Origin of the sequence: Nonomuraea sp. NPDC050680 (assembly GCF_040654555.1) — a bacterium.
Classification (GTDB): domain Bacteria; phylum Actinomycetota; class Actinomycetes; order Streptosporangiales; family Streptosporangiaceae; genus Nonomuraea.
In genome coordinates this window covers 778,289-791,123 of the sequence record NZ_JBFAIF010000004.1, presented here as the reverse complement: position 1 = coordinate 791,123, position 12,835 = coordinate 778,289, and the positions used below count along the sequence as shown (strand labels likewise).

The window sequence follows — 12,835 nt, the reverse complement described above, 5'->3', positions numbered from 1 at the left end:
CGTTGCCTCAACCGACCGATCCTCCGCCCGGCATGCCCGTTCCCCAAGACTCTAACGGAGGAACGGGTCACCCGGTGGCCACTGAGTTTGGACGGGTTTGGGGCTCGCAGTCCAGCCTGTACGACTCGTGGCCGCCCGGTCGCGCCGGCGGCACCATGGCCGGGACCGTCTACCCCTCGGTGAGGAGGTAGAGCAGCGCGTTCATGCTGGTGCCGCAGACGATGTCGCGCTTGTCGATCAGGCGGCGGACTTCGGTGAGCGGGACCCACTCGATGCGCTCGGCCTCCCAGGGCTCCGCGGGCGGCCTGATGTGCCGGGCGCCGTCGGCGCGGAAGACGTGCTGCGCCGAGTCGGAGATGCCGTTGGACGGCTGGGTGTAGAGCAGCGGTCGGTGTAGAGCGGCTCTTCGGAGTGGACCTGCCAGCGCATGCGGCTGCTCCCAGCGTGGACGCCTGAACCGGTACCACGCTACAAGGCGATGCCCGCCCGCCGCAGGGCCCTGGGCTGCCATTCCGCACATCCTGAATTCGATAAAATGAGTGGGAATTGCCTGCTGGTCTCGCCAGACTGATCACGAACCAGCGAGGAGATCTATCCCATGCCGAACCAGCCCGCACCGAACCTGTTGTCGTGGGCCAGCGAGATCGACGAAGGCGCGATCACGCAGGCCGCACGCGCTGCCCGTCTGCCCTTCGTCTCCGGGCACGTCGCGCTCATGCCCGACGCCCATGTCGGCATCGGCGCCACGGTCGGCTCGGTCATTCCCACCGAGAACGCGATCATCCCGGCCGCCGTCGGCGTGGACATCGGCTGCGGCATGGTCGCCACCGAGACGACGCTGACGGCCGCCGACCTGCCCGACACCCTCGCCGCCCTCATGCCGATGGTGGAGCACCGTATCCCGGCCGGCGTCGGGAAGGGCCACGACGACCCGTCGATGGACCGTGCCCTCAGCGACCTCGGCCTGCCGCACACCGCTCTCAACCCGAAGCAGACCAAGAAGGTGTCCGACCAGTTCGGCACCCTCGGCTCCGGCAACCACTTCGTCGAGGTCTGCCTGGACGAGCGCGATCGGGTCTGGACGGTGCTGCACTCGGGTTCGCGCGGCATCGGCAACCAGCTCGCCCAGATGCACATCACGGGCGCGAAGAAGCTGATGAAGAAGCAGGAGATCGGCCTGGAGGACCCGGATCTGGCGTACCTGGTCCAGAGCACGCCGGAGTTCACCGCGTACATCGAGGACATGCTGTGGGCCCAGCACTACGCCATGGCCTCCCGTGCCCGGATGGACAAGGTCCTGGTCAACGCCCTGTTCCGGGTCGCAGGACAGGGCGAGCGGGTGCGGACGATCAACTGCCACCACAACTTCACCCAGCAGGAGAGCCACTACGGCAAGTCCCTGTGGATCACCCGTAAGGGAGCCATCAAGGCCGGCACCGGCGACGAGGGCGTGATCCCCGGCTCGATGGGCACCCGCTCGTACATCGTGCGCGGCCGGGGAAATCCCGAGTCGTACCACTCCTGCTCGCATGGCGCGGGCCGCCGCATGTCCCGTACGAGGGCGAAGCGGGAGCTGTCAGCGGCCTCCCTGACCGCGGCGATGAGCGGCCGGACCTGGAACGCGGACCGGGCCGCCGCGCTGGTCGACGAGCATCCCGAGGCGTACAAGTCCATCGACCAGGTGATGGCCGACCAGAAGGATCTGGTGACGGTTCAGCACACCCTCCGCCAGATCTTCAACTACAAGGGTTGAGTCACCCGCGCGCCCTGGCGACCAGCGAGGTCGCCAGGGCCGCGATCAGCGGGATGAGCGTGAGGCCGACCAGGAACAGCAGGCCGACCGGCCAGAGACCCTGGCCGCCTTCCCGTAGTTCCCTGACCACGCTCGACGCGAAGTAGACGTAGAACGGAGCGGCGGCGAGCAGGCCCCACAGGACGCCCACCTGAGGGGCGAACCACCCGGCCAGACCGGCCAGGACCGCCAGAATGAGGAAGGCGGGCAGCAGGAAGGGCGAGTCGAAGAAGTCGCGCGGCGCCTCGGCGGAGACCACGGGCGAGGTGACGACGCAGAGCGCCACGGCGACGGCTCCCACGACGACGAGGAGCAGGGCCCACACAAGGACGGAACGGGTCATGGGACTCCCCAAGAGGTGTGAAGGCCATCCTGCTCGCCGACGGACCTTCCCACCATCCGTCGTGATACTCATCCGCCGTGATACGTGTCCGGCCTGATACTCATCCGCCGTGATACGCGTCCGGCCTGATACTCATCCGCCGTGATACACGTCCGGCCTGATACACCTCCGCCGTGATACTCATCAACCCTAGGTAGATCCCGTGAGCGCGGTCGCCTCACCGCGGGCGGCGGCGGCCGCCGGGAGGTCGCCGGCGGCGGTGTAGGCCGCCGCGAGGTCGGCCAGCGCGCCCGCCAGGAACTCCTGCCACCCCCGAGTACGCCAGAGCCTGACCGACTCCTCCAGATGGGCGACCGCCTCGTCGATCCTGCCCTCCGCCAGGTCCACCCCGCCGAGCACCCAGAGCGCGTCGGCCTGGTGGTGGGCCAGGCGGTGCGAGCGGCTCAGCATCTCGGCCGCCTCGGCCGCGGGCCGCGCCCTGGGGTCGTGGTGCCCGGCGTACAGCCTGGCCAGAGCGACCAGGCCCATCGCCTCCAGCAGCGGGTCGCGGATCTGGCGGTAGATGGCCAAGGCCCTGACCAGGTACTCCAGCCCGGCGTCGAACTCCTGCGCATGGGCGTGCGCCAGGCCCAGGAACTGCAGCGTCGTCGCCTCGAAGCGCGGATTGCCGAGCTTCTCGGCCAGCTCCAGGCCCCGCAGCAGGTGCACGATGGCCATCTTGATGTCGCGCGTCCCGTACGCCACCGCCATGCACACGAGCGCCCTGGCCTGCCCGCTCTGGTGGCCGCTGCTCTCGGCCAGGGTCAAGGCGATCTGCCCGGACCGCAGGCCCTCCGCCATGTCGCCCCTGGCGGCCTCGCCCCAGGCCCGCAGCACGTACGCGTCGGACAGCCCGCGTTCCTCGTCCAGTTCGGAGAACAGGGTGATCAGCCGCTCGGCCCCCTCGTACTGCGCGGCCATGGCCTCGCCGCCGGTCTCCATCCACGTGGTGGCGTGCATGAGCCCGCGCCGGATCACCGCCTCGCCGAGCCTGTTGCCCGTCGCGAGGCAGACCTCCAGGACGCGCTCGTGCAGCCCGCGCCAGTCGTCGAACTGCCCGCACACGTCGAAGTAGCGCTCCACGCAGCAAGCGGTGTCCCAGGCGACCTCGGCCAGGCCCAGCGAGCACGCCTGGCGGATCGCCGCGATCAGCGCCGTCCGCTCGGTGTCGAACCAGGCCATCGGATCCTGTACGGCCGGCCCGTCCCAGGGGGCGCCGTCGGGGGAGTTCCAGCGTGGAGCGGTGCCGTGGATGATGGCCGAGGAGGTGCCCGGCACGCGCTCGGTGGCGCGTTCGGCCAGCGCGAGCCAGGCGCCGAAGGCCCTGTTCAGGGCCGCGGCCACGGCCTCCGGTTCGTCTTCGAGCTCACCGCGCTCGCGGGCGTACAGGCGGACGAGGTCGTGGAAGCGGTATCGGGGCTGGCCCGCCGCGTCCATCCCGCTGAACAGCACCAGTTGCGTGTCCACCAGCGTCTCGACCAGCTCCTCGCCGGCCGCCACGGGAAGGTCGAGCAGCGCCCCGGCCACCCAGCCCGCGAAGTCGGGCACGTCCAGTGAGCCGAGCAGCCGGAACGCCCGGCGCGCGTCGGGATCCAGCCCCACATAGCTGAGCGCCAGGCTGGCCCGGACGGCCAGGTCACCGGTGGCGAACTGGTCCAGCCGCCGCCGCTCGTCGGTGAGCTGCCCGGCCAGGCGGGTCAGCGGCCAGTGCGGCCGGGCCACCAGGCGGGCGCCCGCCACCCGGACGGCCAGGGGTATGCCGTCCGACAGCCGGACGAGCTCGGCCGCCGCCTCCGGCTCGGCGGCCACCCGGTCGGCCCCGACGATCCTGGAGAGCAGTTGCACACCCTGCTCGGGGTGGAGCACCGAGAGCTCGACCACTGCCGCGCCGGACAGGCCGGTCAGCCGGGTCCGGCTGGTGATGATGACGGCGCAGCCGGACGTACCGGGGAACAGCGGGCGAACCTGCTGCTCCGAGGCGGCGTTGTCGAGCACGATGAGCATCCGGCGCTCCGCCAGCCGGCTCCTGAAGACCGCGGCCCGTTCCTCAAGGGTCTCCGGCAGCGTGGGGCGCGGCACGCCGAGCGCGGTGAGGAAGGCCGCGAGCACCTGGGCGGGATCGGCGGGGGAGGACTCCGCGCCGTGCAGGTTGGTGTGCAGCTGCCCGTCCGGGTAGTGCTGGGCGATCAGATGGGCGGCGTGTACGGCCAGCGTCGTCTTGCCGACGCCGCCCATCCCCGCGATGACGTACACGCGCATGGGCCCGGGCCCCGGGGGCGGGCCGTCGCCGAGGAGGTCCGTCAGCTCGGCGAGCTGCTCGATCCGTCCGGTGAAGTCAGAGATGTCGGCCGGCAACTGGGCGGGGGAGCGGGGGGAGGGGGCGTCCGACGGAGCGGTGGCGAACTCGACGGGCAGGGTGCCCGTGAGGATGGCCTGGTGCAGGCGCCGGAGCTCGGCGCCGGGGTCGAGGCCGAGCTCGGTGGCGAAGACCCGGCGGGCGTCGCGGTAGGTGGCCAGCGCCTCCGCCTGGCGGCCCGACCTGGCCAGGGCGAGCATGAGCTGCCGGCGCGGCCGTTCCCGCAGGGGATGCTCGCCGACGAGCCAGGTCAGCTCGGCGACGAGCTCGGCGTGCGTCCCGCGGGCCAGGTCCGCCTCGATCCGGTTCTCCAGCGCGATCAGCCGCTCCTCCTCCAGGCGGTGCGCGTGGTCGCTGAGCCCGACGGTCAGGTTCAGCTCCGCGTACACGGGACCGCGCCACAGGTCCAGCGCCTGCTTGAGCAGCTCGGCGGCCCGTTCGTGCTCTCCGGCGGACAGGGCGTTCCTGCCCTGCTCGGCCAGTTCCTCGAACCTGTCCGCGTCGAGCTCGCCCGGATGGAGAGTGAGTACGTAGCCCGCGGCGGTGCGGGTGATCCGGTCATGGCCCAGCGTCCTGCGGAGCTGGTGCACGTAGAGCCGGAGGTTGTCCGGCGCGGTGCGGGGCGGGCTCTGGCCCCAGAGCGCCTGGATGAGAGTGGCGGGAGGAACGGGGCGCCCCGGACGGCAGAGGAGTTCGGCGAGCAGGGCACGCTGCTTTCCGGCGCCGAGAGGTAGGGACTGGGCATCGGCCGAAATGTCAAGCGGCCCCAGAACGGCGAACTTCATCGCGCCCCCGGACAAGACTAAAGTGCACAAAGAAGATCAAAGTCGCTTAAATGTGCACGATGGTTCTTTTCCCGTCAACCCATGCAATGCCAACATCGACGGAAGCCTTCATGACGGCTCCCGCCGATGTCAAGCCCGATTGTCAGCCGGGCGCGGCGAGGAAGAAGTTCAGGGCGAAGGGGCCGCGGGTTCCCTTCCGGAAATCAGATGCGGCGGCTGAAGGGGTCGTAGGTGAAGCCAGGAATGATCACTATGCTCTCCGAGTAGGCACCGGGCGTCAGCGGCAGGGCGACGGGGAGCGGTGGCCCCCAAGGCTTCTTGAACACCGTCCACCTCCGCTGCGACGCGATAAGCCAGTCAGGCTCAGGCTGCTCAGCGGCTGTATAGGTGCCGTATAGGTCGCGTTGGGGGCGGGTGCCTCAGCCGAGGGCGGCGGCCTCGGCGGCCAGCTTCTCCACACGGCCCCAGTCACCCGCGGCCAGGGCGTCGGCCGGGGTCAGCCAGGTGCCGCCGACGCAGCCGACGTTCGGCAGCGCGAGGTAGTCGGGCGCGGTGGCCGGCCTGATGCCGCCCGTGGGGCAGAACCGCACGTCCGGCAGCGGCGCCGACAGTGCCTTCAGGTACGCCACGCCGCCCGCGGGCTCGGCGGGGAAGAACTTCAGCTCCTTCAGGCCCCGCTCGGCCAGCGCCATCGCCTCGGAGGCGGTCGCCGCGCCCGGCAGGTACGGCAGCCCGCTCGCGTCCATCGCGTCGGCCAGGGTCAGCGTCGTCCCGGGCGAGACCAGGAACTTCGCCCCAGCCGCCAAGGACGCCGCAATATCGGCAGAAGTCCGGATTGTTCCGGCGCCGACCGTGGCCTCCGGCACCTCGGCGGCGATCCTGGCGATGGCCTCCAGCGCGCCCGCCGTACGCAGGGTCACCTCGATGACCGGCAGGCCGCCCGCGACGAGCGCCCGCGTCAGCGGCACGGCCGTCTCCACGTCATCGATCACCACGACGGGGATGACTGGGGCGAGATCGAGCAGGCTCATGACAGTTCTCTCCTCAGGGGTCTCTCCCTCAACGGGGACAGCTCATTGACCCGGCCGTCCGAGGGCGGCCACTCGCCTGCGGCGCGCTGCGCCAGCCAGGCGGCGGCGCCCGTCAGCGCCGGTTGCGTGGCGACGATGAGCGTGGTCGCGATGGCCGACAGGTATCCGGACATATCCGGGTTGTCGGTGAACCTGGCTCGGAAGTCGCTGGTACGCACGCGCTCCACGATACGGGGCAGCACTCCGCCGCCGAGATAGACGCCACCCCGGGCCCCGAGTGTCAGCGCCACGTTCCCGGCGAAACTCCCGAGCATCCCGCAGAACACCTCGACCGTCTCGGCGCACAGCGAGTCGTCCAGTCGCGCCACGATGTCCGCCGACGACAGGCGAGGCGCGTCGACGCCGTTGACCTCGGCGAGCGCCCGATGCAGTACCACCAGACCGGGGCCCGACAGCACGTGCTCGGCCACCACGTGGTCCAGGCCCCCGGCGCGGAGAACCCGGACGATCTCCCGCTCCCGGTCATCGCGCACCGGCACCGTGACGTGCCCGCCCTCGCCGGAGACCGGCGTCCAGCCGCCGTCGGTGGGTACCAGCCCGGCGACGCCGAGCCCGGTGCCGGGCCCGAGCACGGCCTTGACGCCGTGAGCGGGTTCCGGGCCACCCAGAGACGCCAGGTCGGCGGACTCCAGACGGGGCAGCGAGACGGCCAGCGCCTCGAAGTCGTTCAGCAGCATCGTGTACGGCAGGCCGAGGTCACTCGCCGAGCCGCTCCAGGCCGAGTTCGTCAGCGCGTAGCGGTCGCCCTCGACGGGTCCGGCCAGAGCCAGGCACGCCGCTCCCGGCCGCACTCCGCCCGCGTGCTGCGTGAGGTAGGCGGCTACGGCTTCCGGGAGAGTGGCGTGGTCGGCCCCCGCCAGGACCGCGACGTGCGACGGCCGCGCTCCCGGCGAGGTGACCAGCCCGAACCGGGCATTGGTGCCGCCGATGTCGGCGACCAGCCACGGCAGGTCGAACGCGTTCACGACAGCTCGCCCACTTCGGCGACCAGCCACGGCAGGTCGAACGCGCTCACGACAGCTCGCCCACTTCGGCGACCAGCCACGGCGGATCGAAGAACACCGTGTTCACCTGGCGATGCTCGCCTGCCGCCCGCGCGGGGCGCCCGACTCCAGGTGCGAGGCGCCCGCCTCGGCGGGGAAGCCCAGCCCGGGGCCGTGGTCCGGCGACTCGGCGCCGCTGATCCCGAAGATCCCCGCTCCCTGCTCCGCGTGCCCCGCCATGCGGCGGAACGTCGCGAACAGCTCGCGCCCGGTCCCCACCCACTGCGCGTCGCTCAGCGGCCGGCCGCCGGGCGTCCGCCGGGCCAGCTCCTCGGCCGGGACCAGCACTTCCAGCGTCCCCGCCGCCGAGTCGAGCCTGATCACATCGCCCTCGCGGACCAGCGCGATCGGCCCGCCGTCCGCCGCCTCGGGCGACAGGTGGATGGCCGCGGGCACCTTGCCGGACGCGCCCGACATGCGGCCGTCTGTCACGATCGCCACCCGCTGTCCCCGATCGAGCAGTACGGCCAGCGGCGGCGTGAGCTTGTGCAGCTCGGGCATGCCGTTCGCGCTCGGCCCCTGGTAGCGGATGACCGCGACGAAGTCCTGCCCGTCCAGCTCACCCGCCTCGAAGGCGCGCAGCAGCTCGAGCTGGTCGTCGAACACCTTGGCCGGCGCCTCGATCACCAGGTGCTCGGCCTTGACCGCCGACACCTTGCTGACGGCCCGGCCCAGGTTGCCCTCGACCATGTGGATGCCGCCGTCGGCGGAGAACGGCGCGGCCACCGGCCGCAGCACGTCGAGGTCGGCGCTGCCGCCGGACACCGCCGACCAGGTCAGCTTCCCGTCGGACAGCGTCGGAGCCGACCGGTAGTGGTCCAGCCCGCGCCCCGCCACGGTCAGCACGTCGGCGTGCAGCAGGCCCTCGTCCAGCAGGTCGCCGATGAGCACCTGCATGCCGCCGGCGTCGCGGAAGTGGTTCACGTCCGCCTGGCCGTTCGGGTACATCTTGGTCAGCGAGGGCACCGCGGCCGACAGGCAGGCCAGGTCGTCCCAGGTCAGGACGATGCCCGCGGCGGCGGCCATGGCGACCAGGTGCAGCGTGTGGTTGGTGGAGCCGCCGGTGGCCAGCAGCGCCACGCAGGCGTTGACGATCGACTTCTCGTCGACCAGCTCGCCGACCGGGGTGTACTCGGGGCCGTGCGCGGTGATCTCCACGGCCCGGCGCCCGGCCGCCTCGGTCAGCGCGTGCCGCAGTTCGGTGTGCGGGTTGACGAACGTCGAGCCCGGCAGGTGCAGGCCCATGACCTCCATCAGCGCCTGGTTGGAGTTGGCGGTGCCGTAGAAGGTGCAGGTGCCGGGGGAGTGGTAGGACTTGGCCTCGGCGTCGAGCAGCTCCTCCCGGCCCACCTTGCCCTCGGCGAACAGCTGCCGGGTGCGGGCCTTGACCTTGTTCGGCAGCCCTGAGGTCATCGGGCCGGCCGGCACGAAGATCGCGGGCAGGTGCCCGAAGTGCAGCGCCCCGATCAGCAGGCCCGGCACGATCTTGTCGCAGACGCCCAGCAGCAGCGACGCGTCGAACATGTCGTGCGACAGCGCGATCGCGGCCGCCATGGCGATCACGTCACGGCTGTAGAGCGAAAGCTCCATGCCGGCGCGGCCCTGGGTGATGCCGTCGCACATCGCGGGCACGCCGCCGGCCACCTGCGCCACGCCACCGGCCGCGCGCACGGCCGCCTTCAACTCGGCCGGGTACGTCTCGTACGGCTGGTGGGCCGAGAGCATGTCGTTGTAGCTGGTCACGATCGCCACGCCGGGCTTGGCCGTACCCATCAGGAGCGGCTTGTCGGCGGCGGGCGCGGCGGCGAAGCCGTGTGCCAGGTTCGCGCAGCCTAGGTGCGCGCGCGCCGGGCCCTTGGCGCGGGCCGCCGCACCGTCGCGCCGGATCCGGTCCAGGTAGACGGTACGGCTGGCTCGGCTGCGCTCGGTGATCCGGTCAGTGATCTCCTGGACGACGGGGTGCATCGACCCTCCTTCAGCGGGTCCTCGACCCCAAGTCGGCTTGCTCACGCTTGGTCCTCCTCGTGCCACTCGCGGCCGCTGCGGGCGAGCAGCTCGTGGGCGCCCGCCGGTCCGGTGGACCCGGCGGGGTAGGGCTCGGGTAGTTCGGCGGACGACTCCCAGGCGGCCAGGATCGGGTCGATCCACTGCCAGGCGGCGGCCACCTCGTCACGGCGCATGAACAGCGTCGGGTTGCCCGCCAGAACGTCCATGAGCAGCCGCTCATACGCCTCGGGTACGCGTGCGGTGAACGTCTTGCCGAAGCTGAGACTCAGCGGCACCGGCTTGAGCGCCACCTCGCCCGCTCCCGGCTCCTTGGCCATGATGTGCAGCTCGATGCCCTCTTCCGGCTGCAGCCGCAGGACGAGGCGGTTCGGTGAGCCGCCGGGGTAGATGGAGTGCGGCACGTCCTTGAACTGCACCACGATCTCCGACGCCCGGCGCGGCAGGCGCTTGCCGGTGCGCAGGTAGAACGGCACCCCGGCCCACCGCCAGTTCTTGACCTCGGCGCGGATCGCGGTGAACGTCTCCACCCGCCGCGAGGCCTCGGTGGGCGGGGTGGAGGCGGGCTCGTCCAGGTAACCGGGCATCGCGTCGGCCTCGGTGTACTGGCCGCGCACGGTGAAGCGGTCGACCTCGGTGCCGGTGATGGGCCGCAGCGCCTGGAGCACCTTCACCTTCTCGTCGCGGATCGCCTCGCGGTCGTTGCGGGCCGGCGGCTCCATGGCGGTCATGCAGAGCAGCTGGAGCAGGTGGTTCTGCACCATGTCGCGCAGCGCGCCGGCCTGGTCGTAGTAGCCGCGCCGGCCGGGCGTGCCGACGGTCTCGGCGACGGTGATCTGCACGTGGTCGATCCAGAGGGAGTTCCAGATCGGCTCCAGGAAGGCGTTGGCGAAGCGGAGCACGAGCAGGTTCTGCACGGTCTCCTTGCCCAGGTAGTGGTCGATGCGGAAGATCTGCGCCTCGTCGAAGATGGCGCCGACCTCCTCGTTGATCCGCTGGGCGCTGGCCAGGTCGCGGCCGAGCGGCTTCTCCAGCACCACGCGCGAGCGCGGCGTCACCAGGCCCGCCTGGTCCAGCTCGCGGCAGAACGGGCCGAACGTCATCGGCGGGCTGGCCAGGTAGAACACCCGGTCGCGCTGCTCGTGCCCGCCCAGCAGGGTGGCCAGCGCGCTCCAGCCGGAGCGGTTCGTGCCGCCCACGTCGACGGACACGTGGTGCAGGCGGCCGAGGAAGCGCTGCCACGCGCCGAGGTCGGCCGGGACCCGGTCCCGTACCTCGGCGTCCACCTTGCCGCGGAAGTCCTCGTCGGTCAGCCCGCCCCGGGACATGGCGATGATCCGCGTCTCGGGTGAGAGCCGGCCCTCCACATCGCTGTGGTAGAGCGCCGGGAGCAGCTTGCGCATGGACAGGTCGCCGGTACCGCCGAAGACGACGAGGTCGGCGGCGTACGCGGTGGCGGGGGTGGAAGAGGGGGACACGGCTGGGAACTCCGATGATCTACCAAGCAGGGACAGAACGGACACTAGCCAGAGTTGAGTATCTACACAAGCAGAGTTTTGCTATTTGAGATAAAAAAGTCGAGACTTTTCATTACCTAACCTCCTGTGATTCACTTGGCGGATGCCTCGACGTACCGCCGCGACGCTCGCCACGAGTGGCGAGGTGCTCCGCCTCATCCGCACCGGTGAGGCCGTGACGCGAGCGGATCTGGGCCGGGTGACCGGTCTGTCCCGTCCCGCGGTGCAACTGCGGGTCGGTGAGCTGCTCGACCGCGGTCTGGTCGTGGAGCGGGCCGACGCGCCGTCCACCGGCGGCCGGCCGCCGGTCCGCCTGGAGTTCAACGCCGTCGGCGGCGTGGTGCTGGTGGCCGCCCTCGGCGCCAGCCGTACGCGGGTGGCGGTCTGCGACCTGGCGGGCCGCGAGATCGAGGGGCGCGACTTCGCCATCGACGTCGAGCAGGGTCCCGACGTGGTGCTGCCGCTCGTCATGGACACCTGGGACGAACTACTCGGCGACCGGCCCCGTTCGATGCTGCGAGGCGTGGGCATGGGCGTGCCCGCCACGGTCGAGTTCGCGCAGGGGCGCACCGAGAGCGCCAGGGTGATGGCCTCGTGGACGGGCGTGGTGATCCCGCCGGTGGTCCGCGAGCGCTTCCCGGTGCCCGTACTCATCGACAACGACGTGAACCTGCTGGCCATCGGCGAGCACCGGGGCGCCTATCCCGACCTGGACGACCTGATGTTCGTCAAGGTGTCCACCCGGATCGGCGCGGGTGTCATCGCGGGCGGCAAGATCCTGCGCGGCGCGCTCGGCGCGGCGGGCGAGATCGGCCACATCCCCGTGCGCGACGGCGGCGGCGTGCTCTGCCGCTGCGGCAACATCGACTGCGTCGACTCGGTCGCCAGCGGCACCGCGCTGCTGCGCGACCTGCGGGCCGCGGGCAAGGACGTCAAGACCATCGCCGACGTGACCACGCTGGTGCGCGCCGGGGACGCCGAGACGATGGCGATCGTCCGCGAGGCGGGCCGCCAGATCGGCGAGGTCCTGTCCGTGGCCGTCAACATCCTCAACCCGTCGGTCGTGGTGCTCGGCGGCGACGTGGCCGAGGCGTTCGGGCCGCTGGTGTCGAGCATCCGCGAGGTCGTCTACCGCCGCTCCACCGCGCTGGCCACCCGCCGGCTGCGCATCGAGCCCAGCAGGCTGGGCGCCGGGGCGGGCATCAGCGGGTGCGCGGTCATGGTCCTCGACCACGTGCTCTCGCCGGACGCCGTCGACGAGAGCATGATCAGCCGCCTCAAGGTCACTTCCTGACGGTCGGCGGCCAGGGCTTCACCGGTGGGGATGCCGGTTCGGCCAGGGCTTCTTCGTCTTGCGCGGTGGCGTGCTCCGGTCCGAGGGGGTGATCCTCGGTGGTTGCGTACGGCCCATGGCAGCCTCGGGCAACACGGGCTGCGGCGTGGCGATGGCCGTGCCGCTGGGCCGCGGAGTCGGTGACGCGCTCTGGGTGGGGCTCGCCTGGGGGCGCGGGGTGCCGGTCGCCCGGGTGGCGTGAGGGGTGGCCGGGGCGGTCCTCTTGGCCCGGCGAGTGGGTGCGGGGTCCGTGGGGAGCGGCGTGGACTGGACCGGACGCGTGACCGGGACGCGATAGCGGGCGAGTTTCGACTCGATCGCTCCCGGCTCGCGCCGCGCGGGGCCCGGGTGGCGGTCACGGTCGGGCAGGCCGGCCAGAGTGAGCTGTGTCCCGGTGAAGACGCCGCTGACGAGGATCGCCGCGGTGGCCAGCATCAGACAACCGGCCATCAATCCGGCGACCATCAGAATCCGCCTGCGCCGCTCCGTGTGGTCCACAGGCGCCGATGATAGTAACTCGGCACCCCATCCC

11 protein-coding genes are annotated in these 12,835 nt (G+C 71.4%); 2 read left to right on the top strand and 9 right to left on the bottom strand.

Annotated elements, in window-relative coordinates; genetic code table 11:
* Window positions 1–169 precede the first annotated feature (169 nt).
* Entirely contained in the window at window positions 170–511 is a 342-nt protein-coding gene (locus AB0H88_RS19250) for a hypothetical protein (protein WP_357646138.1), read from the bottom strand.
* An 87-nt stretch (window positions 512–598) separates the two neighbouring features.
* Between AB0H88_RS19250 and AB0H88_RS19245 the strand changes: the two genes are divergently transcribed.
* The gene (locus AB0H88_RS19245; protein ID WP_357646136.1) at window positions 599–1,753 is read left to right on the top strand and encodes an RtcB family protein; all 1,155 of its coding nucleotides are present in this window, start codon (window positions 599–601) and stop codon (window positions 1,751–1,753) included.
* Window position 1,754: 1 nt separating this feature from the next.
* Here AB0H88_RS19245 and AB0H88_RS19240 read toward each other — a convergent pair whose 3' ends face one another.
* The 7 genes from AB0H88_RS19240 to zwf all read right to left on the bottom strand — a co-directional run bounded on the left by AB0H88_RS19240 (window position 1,755) and on the right by zwf (window position 10,931).
* Window positions 1,755–2,135, bottom strand: coding sequence for a hypothetical protein (locus tag AB0H88_RS19240; protein ID WP_357646134.1), 381 nt, complete (start codon window positions 2,133–2,135; stop codon window positions 1,755–1,757).
* 189 nt (window positions 2,136–2,324) lie between these two features.
* Window positions 2,325–5,315, bottom strand: coding sequence for a BTAD domain-containing putative transcriptional regulator (locus tag AB0H88_RS19235; protein ID WP_357646132.1), 2,991 nt, complete (start codon window positions 5,313–5,315; stop codon window positions 2,325–2,327).
* A gap of 203 nt (window positions 5,316–5,518) precedes the next feature.
* A complete protein-coding gene (locus AB0H88_RS19230) occupies window positions 5,519–5,641 on the bottom strand; it encodes a hypothetical protein (RefSeq protein WP_357646130.1) in 123 nt (40 codons plus the stop codon).
* A gap of 93 nt (window positions 5,642–5,734) precedes the next feature.
* On the bottom strand, window positions 5,735–6,346 hold the full coding sequence (gene eda, locus AB0H88_RS19225) for a bifunctional 4-hydroxy-2-oxoglutarate aldolase/2-dehydro-3-deoxy-phosphogluconate aldolase (RefSeq protein ID WP_357646128.1): 612 nt from the start codon (window positions 6,344–6,346) through the stop codon (window positions 5,735–5,737).
* Window positions 6,343–7,371 carry a glucokinase gene (glk, locus tag AB0H88_RS19220; RefSeq protein WP_357646126.1) on the bottom strand — a complete coding sequence of 343 codons (1,029 nt, stop codon included), beginning with the start codon at window positions 7,369–7,371 and terminating at the stop codon, window positions 6,343–6,345. Before glk ends, eda begins: the two co-directional genes overlap by 4 nt.
* A gap of 102 nt (window positions 7,372–7,473) precedes the next feature.
* Complete coding sequence (edd, locus tag AB0H88_RS19215) at window positions 7,474–9,414, bottom strand: phosphogluconate dehydratase (RefSeq protein ID WP_357646124.1); 1,941 nt, start codon at window positions 9,412–9,414, stop codon at window positions 7,474–7,476.
* 41 nt (window positions 9,415–9,455) lie between these two features.
* Window positions 9,456–10,931: a glucose-6-phosphate dehydrogenase gene (gene zwf / locus AB0H88_RS19210; RefSeq protein ID WP_357646122.1), complete on the bottom strand. Its 1,476-nt coding sequence runs from the start codon at window positions 10,929–10,931 to the stop codon at window positions 9,456–9,458.
* A 142-nt stretch (window positions 10,932–11,073) separates the two neighbouring features.
* On the opposite strand from zwf, the gene AB0H88_RS19205 reads away from it, so the two are divergent.
* Complete coding sequence (locus AB0H88_RS19205; RefSeq protein WP_357646121.1) at window positions 11,074–12,264, top strand: ROK family transcriptional regulator; 1,191 nt, start codon at window positions 11,074–11,076, stop codon at window positions 12,262–12,264.
* Between the two features lie 18 nt (window positions 12,265–12,282).
* On the opposite strand, the gene AB0H88_RS19200 is transcribed toward AB0H88_RS19205, so the two are convergent.
* Window positions 12,283–12,801, bottom strand: coding sequence for a hypothetical protein (locus AB0H88_RS19200; RefSeq protein WP_357646119.1), 519 nt, complete (start codon window positions 12,799–12,801; stop codon window positions 12,283–12,285).
* Window positions 12,802–12,835 lie beyond the last annotated feature (34 nt).